This window comes from Polynucleobacter sp. QLW-P1DATA-2, assembly GCF_001870365.1.
GTDB lineage: Bacteria > Pseudomonadota > Gammaproteobacteria > Burkholderiales > Burkholderiaceae > Polynucleobacter.
In genome coordinates this window covers 108,036-126,246 of record NZ_LZMQ01000003.1, presented here as the reverse complement: position 1 = coordinate 126,246, position 18,211 = coordinate 108,036, and the positions used below count along the sequence as shown (strand labels likewise).

Sequence of the window (18,211 nt, the reverse complement as noted above, 5' to 3'; positions counted from 1 at the left end):
GGCTTTTTTACCTAGACGCAGGTCAAGAGCGGGCAGATCGACTTTGGCTGGATGAAACCCAGATTCCAGCAACAATCAAGGCAAACGCCACCCCATGAAATAACTGCGGGGGTTCGCCCAACATAGCCGCAGACAAGATGGCGGTAAATAAAGGAATAAAGTTTGCAAAAAAAGCAGCTACGGTAGGGCCGGCACCGCTCACTCCCATTCCCCAGCAACGATAAGCAATTAATGAAGGACCCACCGCCACAAACAGAATAAGTGAGCCAGTCCACAGGTTGAGATCCAAATATGCATGCCCGCTAGCAATCTCAAAGCTATCAAAAAAATCCGGTCCACAAAAGACCCACCAAGACCTGCGCCATCAAAAAATCTGCCCATGGCCATTGACGCTCAGTACTTGAGCCCGGGCGACTTAACATCCAACTATAAATAGCCCATAGAACAGTGGCCAACATGATCAGCAAATCACCTATAACCATCTTCATTGAGAGTAAGGTAGCTAACTCGCCTCTCGTGAGAACGATCGCTACCCCTAGCAAGGAAACAATCGCACCAATCAACTGCAAGAGATTTGGTTTGGTTTGGTAGAACACAGCGCCAATAAAGAGCATCCAAATGGGCATACTTGCGCCAATTAAAGTCACGTTGATTGCTGTCGAAGTTTGCAATGCAAGATAGAGTAGAACGTTGTAGCTTCCAACCCCAAAAAGTCCCAGCAATAAAAATCGCTTCTTGTTCTGCCACAAGGCACTATTAGGCTTAAAAACTCGCCAACCCAAAGGGAGTAAAAGCAGTGCAGCCAAACCCCAGCGAACTGCACTTAGGGTAATTGGGGAAACGCTTCCCACCAATAAGCGCCCAGCAATCGCATTTCCAGCCCATAAAGCAGTCGCAATCAATAAATAGGCTACGGTAGCAAGGTTTAATTTAGGCATTTAGTCAAGGAATGGATGGGCGGCCATTTGAGGGCATCAATATTAGGGGTACCCTAGCATTGTAGAAACAAATCCTCGGTGTTGCTAAGATAGAGCTTAATTAGAGAACTGCCGATCTAAAAGAGCAATAGAACAAGGACTAACTGTGCCAATCATCACCAATATCGAAGACTTAAGAGTTTTACACCAAAAGCGCACCCCCAAGATGTTTTACGACTACGCAGATTCAGGCTCATGGACCGAATCGACTTATCGCGCTAATGAATCCGATTTTCAGAAGATTAAATTACGTCAACGCGTAGCGGTTGATATGACCAATCGCACCACCAAAACTACGATGGTTGGTCAAGAGGTGGCAATGCCGGTTGCACTAGCCCCAACCGGTCTTACTGGTATGCAACACGCTGATGGTGAAATCTTGGCAGCTAAAGCGGCTGAAAAATTTGGTGTCCCCTTCTGCCTATCTACGATGAGTATCTGCTCTATCGAAGATGTTGCTGAACGCACCACCAAACCATTTTGGTTTCAGCTCTACGTTATGAAAGACCGTGGCTTTATTGAGCGACTGATTGAGCGTGCTAAAGCTGCTAAATGCTCTGCATTAGTTCTCACTCTAGATTTACAAATATTGGGGCAGCGTCATAAAGATTTGAAGAACGGTTTATCAGCACCGCCTAAATTGACCCTCGCCAATATGATCAATTTGGCAACCAAGCCGCGTTGGTGCCTTGGTATGGCAATGACTCCACGCAGAACCTTCCGCAATATCGTTGGGCATGCTACTGGTGTTGGCAATATGTCTTCCCTGTCCTCCTGGACGGCAGAGCAGTTTGACCCAGGTCTCAACTGGGGTGATGTGGAGTGGATTAAAAAACTGTGGGGTGGCAAGCTCATTATTAAAGGCATTCTGGATGAAGGTGATGCACGCCTAGCTGCAAATTCTGGAGCAGATGCGTTGATCGTCTCCAACCATGGCGGTCGTCAATTGGATGGCGCAATTTCAAGTATCAAGGCTTTACCAGGAATCGTAGATGCTGTCGGAAAAGATATTGAAGTATGGATGGATGGCGGCATTCGATCAGGTCAGGATGTATTAAAAGCCTGGGCCTTGGGTGCTCGTGGCACTATGATTGGTCGCCCCTTCCTGTATGGCTTGGGTGCCATGGGTGAAGCTGGCGTTACCAAGTGTTTGGAGCTTATTCATAATGAAATGGATATCACCATGGCATTTACAGGTCATCGCGATATTCAAAATGTAACCAAAGATATTCTTTATCCAGGAACCTTCTAAATTTCTTATCTTCTTAACCACCCGGCCCTTATCTTTGGAATTTCATTCCTAGTCTTTGCTTTATCAGTATGGTTTGGTAACGCGGTGCTAAGCCGCTACCGCACCAAAGATACTGAAACCTCAGAAGATCTTGGCGTCATCCAAACTGCAACATTAACATTGCTAGCCTTGATTATTGGCTTTACCTTTTCCATGGCCATTGATCGCCATGACAATCGAGAAACCCTTGAAGAGGGTGAGGCTAATGCGATTAGCACTGAATATCTTCGAGCTGATCTTCTACCAAGCAAAGCCTCTGCAAGAACCAAGGATCTTCTCAACCAGTACCTTGACCAGCGCATCCTTTTCTATTCAAGACAAAGCAAAGAAAAGATTGAAGAAATTCATCAAAAAACCGATGAACTACAAAATGCAATGTGGAACGAAATACTCCCATTCGCCAGATCGCAACCAGGGGCGACTACCGCTTTAATAGTCTCAGGAATGAATGATGTTTTGAATTCCCAAGGCTATGTGCAGGCGGCGTGGTGGAATCGCATCCCCTATCCCGCTTGGGCTTTGATGGCGGCGATTGCGGTATGCGCGAACATATTGGTCGGCTTTGGTGCGCGCAACTTTAAGCGGAATGTTGGCTTGTTCATGATCTTCCCCTTTGTGGTCGCAGTCTCCTTTTTTCTGATTGCAGATATCGACAGCCCCAGAGGCGGCGTGATTCGCATTGAAGCGCGCAATCTCACGACGCTCAAACAAAATTTAACTCCTAAGATGAATCTCAACAATACATCCTCGACAAACCATTAAGCTTTACCAAATAGGCGGTAATCATGAAACGTGTTGTAGATGTGTTTAAGAACCGCGGACGTGAATTGGTTTGGACTTATGTCATTCACCTACAGAATGATGATGAATTTCATCCTGGGCAGCTTGATTTTGAAGTGGAGGCCCTCAGGCTTTCACAGCTTGATAAAAGAGGTCTTATCAGCGAACTCAGCGCAAAAGTTCGACTGACTAATTAAGACTCTGAATTAGCCCTATAGGGAGCATTGCCACTCAGATCTTTATCATGTGAATTGATCTTTATAAATTCACTGTATGTTGCGCAATCACTACCACCCTCTTTCTATCGTATTCCACTGGTTCATTTTTATTCTAGTTGTGCTCGCCCTTGGAGTCATAGAACTTAAAGGTCAGTTTCCTAAAGGCAGCGAACCCCGCGAGCTATGTAAAACTATCCACGGCCTTTTTGGGCAGCTCATTTTCTTCGCGATGGCTTTACGCCTACTTGCTCGCTGGATCTATGGAGTTCCAGAGCCCTTGAACCTTAATCGCGCTCTCAATATTTTCGCTAAAACAATGCACTGGGCACTGTACGTCCTGCTGCTAGCGTTGCCCATTATGGGATTTGTCTTTCTTCAGGCGGGCGGTAAAGAAGTTCATTTTTTCAGTTGGGTCTGGCCAGAGCTGATCACTCCGAATCTGGCTATTAAGAAGATCTTTAAGGAAGCGCACGAATGGCTTGGTAACGCCTTGTACTTCCTCATCGGCATTCATGCAGCCTCTGCCTTATGGCATCACTACATTCTAAAAGATGCTACCCTACGTCGCATGTTGAATAAAATCAAGACTTCAAACTAAATAGAGGAAATATCACCATGAAGCCGCTTTCTAAAAAAGCCAAGCTAGTAGTCAGTTGGACAGCTCTCATGACCGTTGTTGGCACTGCAGTTTTGCATCAATGGCAATTTTTTGCCCTGGGATGTCTCTCCATTGTTTTAATATTAATTGGCAATCACTACAACTTGCTAAACGATCCTACAGATAAAAAATAAGGCCCCACTGCCGAAGCGGTGAGGCCTTTACTATTTATTAACTGCGGTTCTTTTAGAGAGTTGGGTAATCGGTGTAACCAAGCTCTTGACCACCATAAAAAGTAGCGCGGTTATAAGGATTAAGGGATGCATTCTTTTGGAAGCGTTCAGCTAGATCTGGATTGGAGATATACAGACGACCATACGCTACCGCATCCGCTAGACCCTCTTCCAAAACCTTTTCGCCCATCGCCTGGTCGTATCCACCTGCGGTAATAAATTGACCTTGGTAAGCCTTGCGGAACATTTCTGATGTAATCGGAGCATTTTCATACACTTGATCGCCCCCACCAGCGCTGGTGGAACGTGGCTCGATCATATGAACATAGGCCAACTTGTAGCTATTTAACTTATGGATTGCTGCAGTAAATAGGGCAACTGGGTCGCTATCTGCCATATCGTTAAATGTCCCATAAGGTGAAAGACGTACGCCAACCCGATCACTTGGAAATACTTTACTTACCGACTCAATCACTTCACCCAATAAGCGCAATCGATTTTCAATCGAACCACCATACTGATCAGTACGCTGGTTAGTATGGTCTTGCAGGAACTGATCTAATAAGTAGCCGTTTGCAGAATGAATTTCAATACCATCAAAACCTGCAGCTTTTGCATTCATTGCCGCCATCTCAAACTCTTTGAGTAGACGCGCAATATCATCCAAGCTCATTGCTTTAGGTGTCTCATAGTCATGCAGCTTCCAGTCAGCACCATAGGTTTGACCAGAAGCAGCAATCGCAGAGGGAGCCTCAGGCAAACCTTGCTCTGGATGTAAGGAGGAATGGGAGATGCGACCCACATGCCATAACTGAGCAACGATAGCCCCGCCCTTGGCATGCACGGCATCAACGATTTCTTTCCAGGCATCAGTTTGCGCAGCTGAATAAATACCAGGGGTGGCTGGATAACCCATACCTAGAGGTGAAATTTGGGTTGCCTCTGTAATGATCAGTCCAGCACTCGCGCGTTGTGCGTAATACGTCTTAGCCAATGGATTAGGTACATCGCCAGCAATGGCGCGCATTCTAGTAAGCGGCGCCATGACAAGGCGATTCTTTAGCTGAATTGAACCCAGTTTAACTGGAGTGAACATGATTTCTTTACCGGACATTAAATACTTTCTTTGTGAATAGTGAAACAACTGGAGTGACTCTAACAAGTTTTGCCGTGTTTTGCTTGAAGCCTCGAAAGGGCAATCCGATTAACTGTGATCTCTTTTGAGGCTAACTCCGAATCGCTCACGAATGCATTCGGACAAGGCCGCAAATTCTGCGAGATGTGCAGTAGAGGATCTTGCTACCAAGGCAATCACTCTTTTGGGCGCTGGCGATGCCATTGCCTTAGCAACCAACTCAGAATGATTTAGAAGACTACTTTTCACGGCCATCTCAGGCAACAATGCAATACCAAAACCGGATTCGACCATCTGTAGCAGGGTCAGCAAGCTCGTAGCCTCCATCCCCTCATCTTTGCGGATATCTGCTTTTTTGCATGCTTGCAAACTATGTTCACGCAAACAATGCCCCTCCTCCAACAATAACAGTCGCTCAGCCATTTTGGCAGGCAAAATCACTTCCTTGCCCTTAAGTGCTGGATCACCCGCTCGAGCAACCAACCAAAACTCATCGTTGAATAATTCTTCAACAAGTAGGCCACTCACATCATATGGCAAAGCAATCAAAGCGAAATCCAATTTATGCTCTGCAATTCTTGATAATAGGTTTGCCGTTAAGTCTTCTCTCAGGGTAATTTTGAGATTGGGGAATCGCTTACGAACCTCGGGCAATACGGTCGGCAATAAAAATGGTGCAATCGTAGGAATAACTCCCAAACGAATCGTAGCTGTCATCGGCTTACCAGATGCGCCAGCATACTCAACCAAATCTTCGGATGCAGTCAAAATTGTTTTAGCGCGTTCAAGCACCTCTAAACCTGCAGGAGTAATCGATACATTTTGTCGATCACGCTCCACTAGTTGGATGCCCAAGCCATCTTCTAATTCTTTTAAGCCGGCGCTGAGGGTAGATTGGCCAACAAAACAGGATTGGGCTGCACGGGTAAAGTTCAATTCCTTTGCCAGGGCTACCAAGTAACTAAGCTGCTTTAATGACGGTAAATAGGCCATAATGCCTCCTTATCGAATAATTAGATAAATAGTAGCATAATTATTCATTGGACTGATTATGTAATGAGGGCCACAATCCATTACATGGTTGAGCAAGCATTCAAGCAGGATCTGCAAGCCCAACAAACTTTTAAACATCAGTAAAGGAATCGAAAATGGCACGTCCAGAAATCAAAACCATCCAAAACTTGGAGTCCGCATTTGCAGGCGAATCCATGGCCCACATTAAATACCGCTATTTTGCAAAGTTAGCCCGCGCTGCTGGAGATGAAGAAACTGCAAAGATCTTTGAAGCGACCGCAGATCAGGAGGTGATGCACGCATTTGGTCACTTAGATTTGCTTTACCCTGCCAACACCATTTCGCCAGCACGCGCATTAGAAATTGCGATTGAAGGTGAAACCTATGAATACACTGAAATGTATCCATCGTTCCGAAAAACTGCTGTGGAAGAAGGTAATGCTGCTGCCATTCAAGAAATCGACGAGCAAATTGCCGAGTCTAAAGTGCATGCTGAGCAGTTTCAGGCCTTGTTGACTAAGGCGGCCAAGCGCTTTGCAGCCTTAGCTAATGTGGAAGAGCGTCACGCCAATCACTACAAGCAAGCCTTAGAAAAGGCAAAAGTATTTGCAGCTCAATAAGCCTTTGCAAGAAATAAAACTGAACTGAATTTAAACTTACATTAATTATTAAAGGAATTAACATGAAATCTTGGCAATGTATCGTGTGTGGCTTCATTTATGACGAAGCAAAAGGCTTACCGGAAGACGGTATCGCACCTGGCACTCTTTGGGCTGATATCCCGGAAGATTGGGAATGTCCAGATTGTGGCGTAGCGAAATCTGACTTTGAAATGGTTCAGATCGGTTAAGCCAGTCGATACCAATTAACGTATTTATGCATTACTAGGGAGCCCAGCTTTGGATCAAAACTTATCTCAATCTTCATCCGCTATTGTCATCATAGGTAGCGGATTAGCTGGATACACTGTCATACGTGAAATTCGTAAACTGGATAAAGAAACTCCGATCACTTTGGTGACGAGAGAGCCTGGATACTTTTATTCCAAGCCGATGCTCTCCACTGCACTAGCTGGAAAGAAAGATGCAGCTCAATTGGTTTCCACGCCAGCAGATGGAATGGCTACTCAATTAGAAATTAATATCCTAGCTGAAACCGATGTCAGCTCTATCGAGCATGCTTCTAAGGTCATCAACACCAATAAAGGCGCAATTGCTTACGGCAAATTAGTTCTGGCATTAGGTGCGGATCAAATTCGCCTTCCCTTGCTAGGTAATGCGGTTAATGAAGTCTTGACCGTCAATGATCTTGAGGATTATGCAAAGTTTCGGACAGCTATTACTGGCAAAAAGAAGGTGGCAATTCTTGGTGCGGGCTTGATTGGCTGCGAGTTTGCCAATGACCTCGTTCTGGGCGGCTTTGAGGTTGATGTAATTGACTTGGCGCCACAAGCTCTAGGCCGCTTAATCCCTGAGGCTGCTGCAAATGACTTGCAGGAAAGACTTAGCGCTGTGGGAGTGCGTTGGCACTTCAACACTACAGTACAGACAATTGATCGCAAGCAGAATCAGCTCGATATTACGTTAGCGAATGGCGCAAGCATTAGCAGCGATGTTGTTCTCTCTGCAGTAGGATTAAAACCGAGACTTGATCTTGCCAAAGCAGCAGGCATTGCCACTGGTGTTGGGATTCAAGTGAACCGTGAATTGGAAACAAACGTACCTGATGTATTTGCACTAGGTGATTGCGCTGAAGTAGAGGGACTTGTTCTTCCCTATGTCATGCCCATCATGCAAGCAGCTAGAGCATTAGCAGTTACGCTTACCGGAAAACCCACCGCCCTCACCTATCCCGCGATGCCTGTAATGGTGAAAACACCTGCATTAGCAACCGTAGTTTCTCCGCCAGCTAAGGGTGCTGTTGGTCAATGGAAATCAACGCCAGTTGATGGTGGGCTAGAGGCACGTTTTGAATCCAATGATGGCAAGCTGTTGGGCTTTGTTTTAATGGGTACAGCAACAGCACAACGGGGGGCCCTGACGAAAGAGCTGCCGCCCATCCTGGCTTAAAACCCTTTCAATATATTCTCGGCAAACAAAAGGCCCGCAAGTGCGGGCCTTTTCTTTAATGCCTTAGGTGTGATTAAGAAACAATCACGAACCAAGTAGTGTTGTGTGATTGAGCAACCATCAAGAACAACATTGGAATAGAAAGTAATGTGTTCAAACGGGATGTCAACATTGCAACGCGAGCAGATTTAGCTTTTACATCAGCCTCAACAGCCACGATACCAAGAGCACGTTTCTGGTTAGGCCAAATAATGAACCAAACGTTGAAAGCCATTATCAAAGCAATCCACATGCCTAGACCGATTGCACGGAATGGTGCTTGCAAAGTGAATGCTTGATGCGCATAACCATTCAATGTTGCGACGATCAAACCTGTCAATACTGTAAACAATGCTGCATAACGGAACCAGAACAATGCTGCTGGAGCAATCACTTTACCGATAGCTGGTTTTTGTTCATCAGGGATTTTTGGCATGGAGGGAATTTGCACAAAGTTGAAGTACCAAAGCAAACCAATCCACATCACACCAAACATCACGTGTAAATAGCGAAATACGAATGGCAATTCAGCAGAACTAAAATTACCGCCCAAAGCGAGAATAATTAAAACGAGAAGCACAAAACCTGCAAAGATTGTGCGTCCCAATGAGGTCAAAATTGAAGCCATGTGAAGATCTCCTTTATTAGAATGCGTTGTAACTATAAACGATTCCGCTAAATGTGTGCCACTTGGCAAAATCCCAGAATTCTTACTTAAAATAGTGACTTAGCCTGCTTTAGAGGGCAAAATTAGAAAAAACAATAAGCCAAAAGAGACAGTCTATGCCTACCTCGCTTTTCCTCAAGTCACTCAATTGCGCCCTCATAGCAATCTTGGGATGCTCCCTTAGCGCCCAAGCTCAAGAATTCCCACCCAAGAAGACCATCACGATGGTGGTTGGTTTCTCAGCAGGAGGCTCAGCAGATAGTGCAGCGCGCATCATCGCCAAAAAGCTGAGTGAAGATTTAGGGCAAAACGTCATCGTTGATAACAAGCCCGGTGCCGGCGGCAATATTGCTCATACCTATACCGCTACAGCACCTGCGGATGGATCTGTCATTCTGTTTGGCTCAATTGGTCCATTATCAATTGCCCCACATCTGATGAAGCTCCCTTATGATCCTCAGAAAGATTTAGCACCACTAACGATGGGAGTCACCTTCCCAAATGTCTTAGTGGTGATTCCAGAGTTAGGGGTCAAGAATTTCAAAGAATATATTGCTCTTGCTAAAAAGAACCCAGGCAAGATTACCTTTGCATCAACAGGTAGCGGCTCAGCATCCCATTTACAAGGCGAACTATTGAACGTACGTGCTGATATTGATACCGTACATGTCCCCTACAAAGGTGGCAGCCCCGCTATGGTGGACCTCCTAGGCGGCAGAGTTTCATCCTATTATTCCGCTCTAGCAACCGCCGATCCCTACATTAAAAACGGCAAGCTCATCCCTATTGCAACAACAGGTTTAAAGCGCGCCCCAACATTGCCGAATGTCCCAACGATTGCAGAGTCTGGCTATCCTGGGTTTGATGCCAGCAATTGGTATGCATTTGTGGCGCCTGGGAAAACACCGGACATTATTTTGGAAAAGTGGAACAAAGCCTTGGTGGCGGTCCTGAAAGACAAAACCACGAATGCACAGTTAGCAGAACATGGCCTCACACCCAACCCTGGAAGTCGCGAAGATTTGGCGAAGTACATCGCTAGTCAATCCGCTACTTGGGGAAAAATTATTGCAGATAGAAAAATAACCGCTGAATAAATGATTCAGCGGTTATTGTTTTTCCTGAATTGCCTTCTCAGTAATTACTTTTACTACTGAGCAGTCCAGCCACCATCCATATTCCAAGCGACCCCACGAACCTCTGAGGCATCAGGGCCGCAAAGAAATACCGCTAACGCAGCTAATTGCTCAGGCGAGACAAACTCGCCGGAAGGTTGCTTCTCTGAAACCAAGGCACTCTTGGCAACCTCGTTAGAAACACCATCACGCTCAGCGCGGGCATCTACCTGCTTTTGTACCAAGGGAGTTAGAACCCATCCAGGGCAAATGGCGTTACAAGTAATTCCGGTACGTGCATTTTCAAGAGCGGTTACCTTAGTCAAGCCAACGATGCCATGCTTGGCAGCAACATAAGCTGCTTTTTGTGTAGAAGCTACTAAACCATGAACGGAAGCAATATTAATAATGCGACCCCAGTTACGTTTTTTCATCCCTGGGAGCGCGTGATGGGTTGTATGGAATGCAGAACTTAAATTAATAGCAATGATGGCATCCCACTTATCAGTTGGGAAGTCTTCAATATTTGCTATGTACTGAATACCGGCGTTATTAATCAAAATATCCAATGAACCAAAACGTTTTTTCAGTTTGCTCAATCAGATCTTTGATCTCAGCAGGTTTACTCATATCAGCGCCGTGGTAATCCACTTCCACGCCACAAGCCTTAATCTTTGCCAATGCTTCTTCTTTTTCACCAAAGCCATTAACCATGATGTTGGCGCCCTGCTTTGCCAAAGCAATTGCCATACCCAGACCAATACCGTCTAGTGGATCCTGTAACTAGGGCTGTTTTACCTTTTAAAGAAGACATATCAGTGCTCTCAAGAATGAAGAAATAAAAATATAGGATACAACGAGTGGCTCTAAATAAGATGCAACCAATGGCCTAATTGGTGCCAAAAACTATCTGGCACCAGAGTCAATAACCAGGTTAGCGTGAGGTAACGGACAAGCTTGCCAAAAAACATATATATCAGACATGGCTGCCATGCGAGCCTCAACCATCCAGCCGCAAGACATAAGGGATCACCAAAACCTGGCAACCATGAGAGGAGCAAAATCTTGGGGCCCCAGGCCTCCAGCCAATCCTTGAGGCGAGAATCTTTTGGCTCGCCAACGGATTTCATGCTTCTTCGGGCAATGAGGCCAAGCCACCAATCGAACATGCCTCCAAGGGTGTTGCCAACAGTTGCCACCAGAATTGCAACCCAATAGAGCTGCGGATTTAGCGAGATGTACCCAAAAAGTATGGGCTCTGAACCAACTGGAAGGAGTGTTGCCGAAACAAAAGAGCTGATAAATACTGCTGGCAAACCCACTGAGGGCATACCAAACCATCCAAAAAAATGCTGTAAGGCTTGATCCATTAAATACTCACCCTTTATCCATAACTTTCTGAGGGTTCCCTGAACCCTACTGAAGCTATTTTGCCCTGTTTTACCCAATCTCCAGGATTTTCAAATCTTGCTTAAACTAGTGCCTTAAGCGCAAAAATCAGCGTAAATCCTACTAAACGAGATATTCATGAATCACCCCATACCTAAGCCGGATCAATACCAAGATATGCGCGAAGCATTGCGTGACCTTTGCAATAGCTTTGATTCAGCCTATTGGCAAAAGATTGATCATGAACGTAGCTATCCTGATGCCTTCGTAAAAGCGATGACTGAGGCAGGCTGGCTAGCTGCACTCATTCCGGAGGAGTATGGTGGCTCTGGATTGGGATTGGCAGAAGCCTCAGTAATCATGGAAGAAATTAATTTTTCTGGGGGCAACTCTGGCTCATGTCATGGACAGATGTACAACATGGGTACATTGCTTCGCCATGGCTCTGAAGCTCAAAAGAAAATGTATCTTCCAAAGATTGCTTCTGGTGAGCTGCGCTTGCAAAGCATGGCAGTCACTGAGCCAACTACAGGCACAGATACAACCAAACTCAAAACTACTGCCGTCAAAAAAAGGTGACAAGTATGTAGTGAATGGCCAAAAGGTTTGGATCTCTCGTATTCAGCATTCAGATTTGATGATTCTCTTAGCGCGTACAACCCCTATTAATGAAGTGCAACGCAAATCAGAAGGCATGTCGATCTTTATCGTTAACCTCGCCGATGCAATTGGCAAGGGCATGGAAGTGAGGCCTATTGCCAATATGGTGAATCATGAAACGAATGAAGTTTTCTTCGACAACCTAGAAATCCCAGCGGAAAATTTAATCGGCACGGAAGGTCTGGGTTTTAAATACATCCTAGATGGCCTCAACGCAGAGCGTGTCCTCATTGCCGCTGAATGTATTGGCGATGCTTACTGGTTTATTGATCGCGCTAGACGTTATGCCAATGATCGCGTAGTTTTTGATCGCCCGATTGGTAAAAATCAAGGCATTCAGTTTCCGATTGCAGATAGTTATATTGAAACTGAAGCAGCCAATCTCATGCGCTTTAAAGCTTGTGAATTATTTGATCAACAACTGCCCTGTGGTCCCGAAGCTAATATGGCCAAATTCTTGGCTGCAAAAGCATCGTGGGAGGCTGCTAATGTTTGCCTACAGACCCATGGTGGATTTGGTTTTGCTAATGAATATGATGTCGAGCGAAAGTTTAGAGAGACGCGTCTTTATCAAGTAGCTCCCATCTCTACCAACCTCATCTACTCCTACGTGGCTGAGCATATTCTTGGTCTACCAAGATCCTTCTAATTTTCCAGATAGATATTGAATATGAGTATTCGCCCGCTAGATGGCATTACCGTAGTTTCTCTTGAGCATGCCATTGCCGCCCCTTTTTGCACCCGTCAACTAGCCGATCTGGGCGCTCGGGTTATTAAAGTTGAACGTCCAGGTAGTGGTGATTTTGCAAGAGCCTACGACAAGCAAGTCAAAGATCTTTCCTCGCATTTCGTTTGGGTCAATCGCTCCAAAGAAAGCTTGACGCTAGATTTAAAGCAGCCAGCAGCCCTTACGGCCCTAAAAACACTTCTTAAAACAGCGGATGTGTTGGTACAAAATTTAGCGCCTGGTGCTGCAGCACGCATGGGTCTGACTGCCGAATTACTTCATCAAGAAAATCCGCAATTGATCTTGTGCGATATCTCTGGATATGGCAACAATGGCCCCTATCGCGATAAGAAAGCCTACGATTTACTCATCCAGAGTGAGGCAGGATTTCTTTCGGTAACCGGTACACCAGAGACTCCTAGCAAGGCGGGTAACTCCATTGCTGATATTGCAGCAGGAATGTATGCGTATACCAATATCCTGGCGGCCCTATTGCAGCGCGGCAAAACAGGCAAAGGCTCAGTGATTGATGTTTCTATGCTTGAATCATTAGGCGAGTGGATGAGCTTTCCCTTGTATTACGCCTACGATGGTGCTGATGCGCCCTCTAGAAATGGCGCTTCTCATGCAACGATATATCCTTACGGCCCCTTCAAAGCAGGTGATGGCAAAACCGTCATGCTAGGTCTTCAAAACGAACGTGAATGGATACAGTTCTGCGAAATCGCTCTAGAAAATCCAGACCTTGCCAAAGATGAACGCTTTGATAAAAATTTCAAGCGCAATGAAAAACGCTCTGAACTACTTGAAATTATTAATGCCTGCTTTAGCAAGTTGACATCTGAGCAACTGATTGCAAGATTAGAGAAGGCGCAAATTGCAAACGCCCACCTTAATGATATGGCGGGGCTTTGGAAGCACGAGCAACTGAAGGCCCGCAATCGCTGGACTGAAGTAGACACACCAAATGGCAGAATTTCGGCACTGCTACCACCGGGCTTGAATGATAGCTACGCTTATCGCATGGATCCTATTCCAGCAGTAGGTCAGCATACTGATTCCATTCTTCGGGAGCTGGGAATAACTGATGCAGAGATCATCAGTATGCGTTCGAGTGGTGCGGTCTAAAGTAGTGGCGAGGTGAGATGGGCAGCATTCTCTAAATAGTGATGCCAACGGGGTCGTTTTTCCCAAACTTTCAAATCTACAAAATCAGATTGCGCCAAATAAGATTCAATCAATTTTTCTAGCTTAGCGCAAAAATCATCGCTGTAAACAATCAGGCTTATCTCAAAGTTCAGGCGCAGACTGCGTTGATCAAAATTAACTGAGCCAAATATAGTAATTCTCTTATCAATTAACAGGCTCTTGGTGTGCAGCAAGCCTCCATGAAACTCGGCAATCCTCACGCCCGCATTCAATAGGTCGCTATAGAAGCTTCTACTACTCCAGGCAACTAATTTTGAATCATTCAACTTGGGAACAATCAAGGTCACTTTTACACCGCGGGCAGCCGCCGCCATCAAGGCCTGGAGCAAGCCATCATCAGGACCAAAGTAAGGGGTAGTAATGGTTAACTCATCGCGCGCATCCATCATGGCTGACAACAGCACTTGATAAAGAATATCGTCTCGATACACCGGGCCAGATGAAAACTCTTGCGCTAAAACGCCGCCTTCATGTGGTGAGACTGGCGGCTCGCGATCGTTGAAGTGGGTAATCTTAGGATTATCAACACTCCAGTCAAAAGAAAAAGTGAGTTCAAACTGGGATGCAACAGGGCCTTCAATGCGCACCATGGCATCTACCCACTCACCTACCCCAGAGTCCTGCTTAAAGGTTCGCGGATCAACCAAGTTCATGCTTCCAGTCCACACAACAGCGCCATCAATCACGAATATCTTTCGATGCAAGCGCAAATCAGCGCGCCTGAACTGGAAGCGACCTATCTGGATTGGCAGGGCTTCAGTTACTTGTATGCCTGCATTTCTGAAACGTGCAGGCCAAGAAGACTTAAACCAATCTTTACTTCCCAGTGAATCCAATAAAACGCGGCATGCTACACCACGCTGAGCCGCCGCTATCAAGGCCTCGCATACCCGATCCGCATCACCGCCTATAGCCCAGATATAAAACTCTAAGTGCAAACTTTTTTTAGCTTGGTTAATTTCATCAACAAAATTTTGTAAGATTTTTTAATGAATCCGTATGCAATTCAATCTTATTTCCGGCAATTACAGGAGATCCATTCTTAGATTCTGCTAGGAGACTTAAGGCCCTTCCTTCAAGCGGCAACTTTTCTCTATCGCCAATAAATTGCTGCCTCATGAGCTTCGTAATACTCTCGTATTCACGGTTCATACGAATAATTTTTCGAGTCAAAGCCCTTCCAACCGGACGCTCACCAATCAAAACATATAAACCAATCCCCAGCAGAGGAAATGTCATCACAATGAATATCCATGCAAAAGCTACGCCAACCGGCCTTCTTACAGAGATAATTACGAAAATAAAATACGTAACCAACAAGAAGTGAGCCAATAAAATCAATCTCAAATCGAGCTCAGAGTGCGTGTTGGTAAAAAAGCTTAATAAATCATTCATAGCAACTCCAATTCAGCAGTAATACCTAGGTGATCCGATAATTTAAGCCATTCATACAAAATTTCAGCAGAATGGATTTTGATACCTCGCACATAAATACGATCCATGGGTAGCAGAGGCTTAACACTAGGAAATGTTCTTGCGGGTGCACCAGTTAATACCTCAAAAACCTCTTTAAAGCCTGCTTCTTGCATGGGGGCACTAACGCGATTGCGCCAATCATTAAAGTCGCCAGCAACAATGGTCGGAGCGCCATTAGTTAATACATCAATATGATGAATGATCTCATCCAATTGACGCTCCCTTCCTCGCTCAAATAGAGCAAGATGCACACAGAAACAATGAATGGCTGGTCTGAGTTCGTCGAGTTGAATCATGCTATGTAATAGCCCTCGCTTTTCAAAGCGATATGCAGAAATATCGTAATTCTGACCCTTGTGCAGAGGATGCTTAGAAAGAATGGCATTGCCATGATGGCCATCTGGATACTCTACGTTTTTTCCGTAATGCCAGTCATGCCAAAAATCTTCAGAAAAAAAGTGGGTTAACTCAGTAAGTGGCCATGAGCTAAATCGTCTAGCCCTACCTCGATGTTCTTGCTGTAGCTCTTGCAGAAATAATAGATCGGGATGATGGCTTCTCATCCTTTGGCGTAGTTGATGAATTGTGGAATAGCGATGCAAAGGCGACATTCCTTTATGTACATTCATGCTCATGACGGTGAAGCGCATACCCTTACCCGTTGACATTAAGGCTGCCCTGCTGCACTCTGGCGTCGAATGCGCGCCATATAAATTTCGCTCTCCACCAATTCTTGGCACTGCATACATTTATTACAGATTGAGGCTTGCTCCCTCAACTCATCAATAGAATTGATGGAATGACTATCCAAATACTCACGCAGGTCAAGATCAAGGACCTCGTTACAGAGGCAAACTACTTCAGCCATAGGTCAACAATTAAAGGGGTTGGTCTCATTAAGACCATTTTGCCATCGCCTTGATAGAATCGAATACATGTTGAACGCTTTTCAAGACGCCATTAACCTGCTTGCCCATTTAAATGAGGGTGTAATTGGGATCGTTCTTGTCTCGCTCCAAGTCAGTCTGACGGCTTTGTTCTTTGGAACCCTTCTGGGATTGCCTATTGGGGCACTCCTAGCTACAGAGCAATTTAAGGGGAAAAAGACGATTATTGTGACCCTCAATACCTTAATGGGGGTGCCGACGGTGATTGTGGGTGTACTTATATATCTACTACTGTCTCGTACAGGCCCTCTAGGAGCCTGGGGCTGGCTATTTACTGTCAAGGGTATGATCCTTGCCCAAATCTTGCTTACCACCCCCTTAATTGCCGCCCTGAGCCGTCAGATTCTGGAAGACTCCTGGAAAATTCATAGGGATTCCTTTTTGAGTCTGCGTCTCCCTGCAATTTCTCGTTATAAATGGCTTATTTGGGACTGTCGCTTTTCCCTCACTATCGCCATACTTGCCGGTCTTGCCAGGGCTATTTCAGAGGTGGGCGCAGTAATGATTGTGGGTGGAAATATTGATCATTCCACCAGAACAATGACAACAGCTATTGCATTAGAAACCAGTAAGGGTGATTTACCCCTAGCACTTGCTCTCGGTATTGTTTTGCTAGCAATCGTGTTAATCGCTAACATCATCACTTTTGTCGTTCGGCAGATTGCGGAGTACCGCTATGGTTAACTCTAGCAACAACGTACAAGAGCAATTTAGCAAGTTCATTGAACTCAAAAATATTACCGTTCAAAGTCATGGCAAAACAATCCTTAATATTCCCCACGCCATCATTCCAGCAGACCGCATTACGGCTTGCATAGGCCCCAATGGTGCTGGCAAGACCACCCTACTCAAACTTCTCAATGGCTTAATTACACCAGACACAGGAAGCATCTCTTATTCTTTTACAGCAAAGACCGCCCTAGTTTTGCATCACACTCCCATGCTCAAGGCCTCAGCTAGAGCTAATCTGAGTTTAGTAAAAGATGTGGATCCTTCACTTACAGTAAGTGATATTGATCGAGTGATTGAACGCGTTGGATTGCAGTCTCTTGCTGCAAGTCCAGCACATAAATTATCAGCTGGAGAGAGGCAGAAGCTCTGTTTTGGTAGAGCGCTTTTGCAAAAACCCAATTTAGTATTGTTAGATGAGCCCACTGCAAACCTTGACCCCAATGCAACTGAGCAAGTTGAAAAAATGATTCGTGAGTTCAATCAAGAAGGGGCTGATGTTATTTTTTCATCCCATCAACTGGCGCAAGTACAAAGACTTGCGGAATATATTCTCTTTATTGATCAGGGCGAGATAAAAGAAAAAGGACCCGTAGGTCCCTTCTTTTCTAATACACAAACAACTGCAGCAAAACGATACTTACAACAAGAGCTGCTAGTAGACTAATACTGTCTTATTTAGCCGCGGCCGCTACTGGTGCCACAAAAGGTGGCGGCGCTACACATGCTGCTGGTGCTGGTGTGCCAGCAACTCTAAATCGATCCGCTACGCGATTTTGCGCCTGGCAAAGCTGATAGGCAGAGACTTTATCGCCATAAGCTGTTTTAGCCTTAGCTAAATCTGCAGCTACTTGAGCGTCAGGACTTAATGGTGGCAATGTTGCAAAAGCAGCTCCACAAGTAAGTCCGCACAATACAAAAGCAATGATTTTTTTCAT

21 protein-coding genes and 3 pseudogenes are annotated in these 18,211 nt (G+C 45.3%); 13 read left to right on the top strand and 11 right to left on the bottom strand.

Features of this window, described 5'->3' with window-relative positions; genetic code table 11:
- Positions 1 to 22: 22 nt before the first annotated feature.
- Positions 23 to 938: pseudogene (locus tag A9236_RS03205) on the bottom strand (DMT family transporter).
- A 145-nt stretch (positions 939 to 1,083) separates the two neighbouring features.
- Here A9236_RS03205 and A9236_RS03200 point away from each other — a divergent pair.
- The 5 genes from A9236_RS03200 (at position 1,084) to A9236_RS11145 (ending at position 4,058) form a co-directional block, all read left to right on the top strand.
- Positions 1,084 to 2,229: an alpha-hydroxy acid oxidase gene (locus A9236_RS03200; protein ID WP_071465415.1), complete on the top strand. Its 1,146-nt coding sequence runs from the start codon at positions 1,084 to 1,086 to the stop codon at positions 2,227 to 2,229.
- An 84-nt stretch (positions 2,230 to 2,313) separates the two neighbouring features.
- Complete coding sequence (locus A9236_RS03195; protein WP_201721709.1) at positions 2,314 to 3,030, top strand: hypothetical protein; 717 nt, start codon at positions 2,314 to 2,316, stop codon at positions 3,028 to 3,030.
- 23 nt (positions 3,031 to 3,053) lie between these two features.
- A complete protein-coding gene (locus A9236_RS03190; RefSeq protein WP_071465413.1) occupies positions 3,054 to 3,245 on the top strand; it encodes a hypothetical protein in 192 nt (63 codons plus the stop codon).
- 76 nt (positions 3,246 to 3,321) lie between these two features.
- Entirely contained in the window at positions 3,322 to 3,864 is a 543-nt protein-coding gene (locus A9236_RS03185) for a cytochrome b (protein ID WP_071465412.1), read from the top strand.
- Between the two features lie 17 nt (positions 3,865 to 3,881).
- On the top strand, positions 3,882 to 4,058 hold the full coding sequence (locus tag A9236_RS11145) for a hypothetical protein (protein WP_201721708.1): 177 nt from the start codon (positions 3,882 to 3,884) through the stop codon (positions 4,056 to 4,058).
- Positions 4,059 to 4,110: 52 nt separating this feature from the next.
- Here the strand turns inward: A9236_RS11145 and A9236_RS03180 are convergent, their stop codons facing one another.
- Complete coding sequence (locus tag A9236_RS03180; protein ID WP_071465411.1) at positions 4,111 to 5,211, bottom strand: alkene reductase; 1,101 nt, start codon at positions 5,209 to 5,211, stop codon at positions 4,111 to 4,113.
- A 90-nt stretch (positions 5,212 to 5,301) separates the two neighbouring features.
- Positions 5,302 to 6,225: a hydrogen peroxide-inducible genes activator gene (locus A9236_RS03175; protein WP_071465410.1), complete on the bottom strand. Its 924-nt coding sequence runs from the start codon at positions 6,223 to 6,225 to the stop codon at positions 5,302 to 5,304.
- A 155-nt stretch (positions 6,226 to 6,380) separates the two neighbouring features.
- On the opposite strand from A9236_RS03175, the gene A9236_RS03170 reads away from it, so the two are divergent.
- The 3 genes from A9236_RS03170 to A9236_RS03160 all read left to right on the top strand — a co-directional run bounded on the left by A9236_RS03170 (position 6,381) and on the right by A9236_RS03160 (position 8,315).
- Positions 6,381 to 6,866: a rubrerythrin family protein gene (locus A9236_RS03170; RefSeq protein WP_071465409.1), complete on the top strand. Its 486-nt coding sequence runs from the start codon at positions 6,381 to 6,383 to the stop codon at positions 6,864 to 6,866.
- Positions 6,867 to 6,928: 62 nt separating this feature from the next.
- Complete coding sequence (locus A9236_RS03165; protein WP_071465408.1) at positions 6,929 to 7,096, top strand: rubredoxin; 168 nt, start codon at positions 6,929 to 6,931, stop codon at positions 7,094 to 7,096.
- Between the two features lie 49 nt (positions 7,097 to 7,145).
- Positions 7,146 to 8,315 carry an NAD(P)/FAD-dependent oxidoreductase gene (locus tag A9236_RS03160; RefSeq protein WP_071465407.1) on the top strand — a complete coding sequence of 390 codons (1,170 nt, stop codon included), beginning with the start codon at positions 7,146 to 7,148 and terminating at the stop codon, positions 8,313 to 8,315.
- A 73-nt stretch (positions 8,316 to 8,388) separates the two neighbouring features.
- On the opposite strand, the gene A9236_RS03155 is transcribed toward A9236_RS03160, so the two are convergent.
- On the bottom strand, positions 8,389 to 8,982 hold the full coding sequence (locus tag A9236_RS03155) for a urate hydroxylase PuuD (RefSeq protein ID WP_071465406.1): 594 nt from the start codon (positions 8,980 to 8,982) through the stop codon (positions 8,389 to 8,391).
- 155 nt (positions 8,983 to 9,137) lie between these two features.
- Between A9236_RS03155 and A9236_RS03150 the strand changes: the two genes are divergently transcribed.
- The gene (locus tag A9236_RS03150; protein ID WP_071465405.1) at positions 9,138 to 10,118 is read left to right on the top strand and encodes a tripartite tricarboxylate transporter substrate binding protein; all 981 of its coding nucleotides are present in this window, start codon (positions 9,138 to 9,140) and stop codon (positions 10,116 to 10,118) included.
- 53 nt (positions 10,119 to 10,171) lie between these two features.
- On the opposite strand, the pseudogene A9236_RS03145 reads toward A9236_RS03150, so the two are convergent.
- Positions 10,172 to 10,950, bottom strand: a pseudogene (locus A9236_RS03145) (3-hydroxybutyrate dehydrogenase).
- A 52-nt stretch (positions 10,951 to 11,002) separates the two neighbouring features.
- The gene (locus A9236_RS03140) at positions 11,003 to 11,506 is read right to left on the bottom strand and encodes a YqaA family protein (RefSeq protein ID WP_071465403.1); all 504 of its coding nucleotides are present in this window, start codon (positions 11,504 to 11,506) and stop codon (positions 11,003 to 11,005) included.
- Positions 11,507 to 11,663: 157 nt separating this feature from the next.
- Here A9236_RS03140 and A9236_RS03135 point away from each other — a divergent pair.
- Both A9236_RS03135 and A9236_RS03130 read left to right on the top strand, forming a co-directional pair.
- Positions 11,664 to 12,834, top strand: a pseudogene (locus A9236_RS03135) (acyl-CoA dehydrogenase family protein).
- Between the two features lie 21 nt (positions 12,835 to 12,855).
- Complete coding sequence (locus A9236_RS03130) at positions 12,856 to 14,040, top strand: CaiB/BaiF CoA-transferase family protein (protein ID WP_071465401.1); 1,185 nt, start codon at positions 12,856 to 12,858, stop codon at positions 14,038 to 14,040.
- On the opposite strand, the gene cls is transcribed toward A9236_RS03130, so the two are convergent.
- The 4 genes from cls to A9236_RS10965 are packed head-to-tail and all read right to left on the bottom strand — an operon-like array spanning position 14,037 to position 16,465.
- The gene (gene cls, locus A9236_RS03125) at positions 14,037 to 15,059 is read right to left on the bottom strand and encodes a cardiolipin synthase (RefSeq protein ID WP_236638682.1); all 1,023 of its coding nucleotides are present in this window, start codon (positions 15,057 to 15,059) and stop codon (positions 14,037 to 14,039) included. The two genes, A9236_RS03130 and cls, sit on opposite strands and share 4 nt — an antisense overlap.
- Before the next feature lie 25 nt (positions 15,060 to 15,084).
- The gene (locus A9236_RS11255; RefSeq protein ID WP_236638681.1) at positions 15,085 to 15,516 is read right to left on the bottom strand and encodes a hypothetical protein; all 432 of its coding nucleotides are present in this window, start codon (positions 15,514 to 15,516) and stop codon (positions 15,085 to 15,087) included.
- Entirely contained in the window at positions 15,513 to 16,265 is a 753-nt protein-coding gene (locus A9236_RS03120; protein WP_083393476.1) for an endonuclease/exonuclease/phosphatase family protein, read from the bottom strand. The genes A9236_RS11255 and A9236_RS03120 overlap by 4 nt, the downstream gene beginning before the upstream one ends.
- Positions 16,265 to 16,465 (bottom strand): hypothetical protein, encoded by a 201-nt coding sequence (locus A9236_RS10965; RefSeq protein ID WP_071465399.1) that lies wholly within the window; start codon positions 16,463 to 16,465, stop codon positions 16,265 to 16,267. The genes A9236_RS03120 and A9236_RS10965 overlap by 1 nt, the downstream gene beginning before the upstream one ends.
- A 67-nt stretch (positions 16,466 to 16,532) precedes the next feature.
- On the opposite strand from A9236_RS10965, the gene A9236_RS03115 reads away from it, so the two are divergent.
- Positions 16,533 to 17,228 (top strand): ABC transporter permease, encoded by a 696-nt coding sequence (locus A9236_RS03115; RefSeq protein WP_071465398.1) that lies wholly within the window; start codon positions 16,533 to 16,535, stop codon positions 17,226 to 17,228.
- Entirely contained in the window at positions 17,221 to 17,940 is a 720-nt protein-coding gene (locus A9236_RS03110) for an ATP-binding cassette domain-containing protein (RefSeq protein ID WP_071465397.1), read from the top strand. The genes A9236_RS03115 and A9236_RS03110 overlap by 8 nt, the downstream gene beginning before the upstream one ends.
- Before the next feature lie 7 nt (positions 17,941 to 17,947).
- Here the strand turns inward: A9236_RS03110 and A9236_RS03105 are convergent, their stop codons facing one another.
- Positions 17,948 to 18,211 carry a hypothetical protein gene (locus A9236_RS03105; RefSeq protein ID WP_071465911.1) on the bottom strand — a complete coding sequence of 88 codons (264 nt, stop codon included), beginning with the start codon at positions 18,209 to 18,211 and terminating at the stop codon, positions 17,948 to 17,950.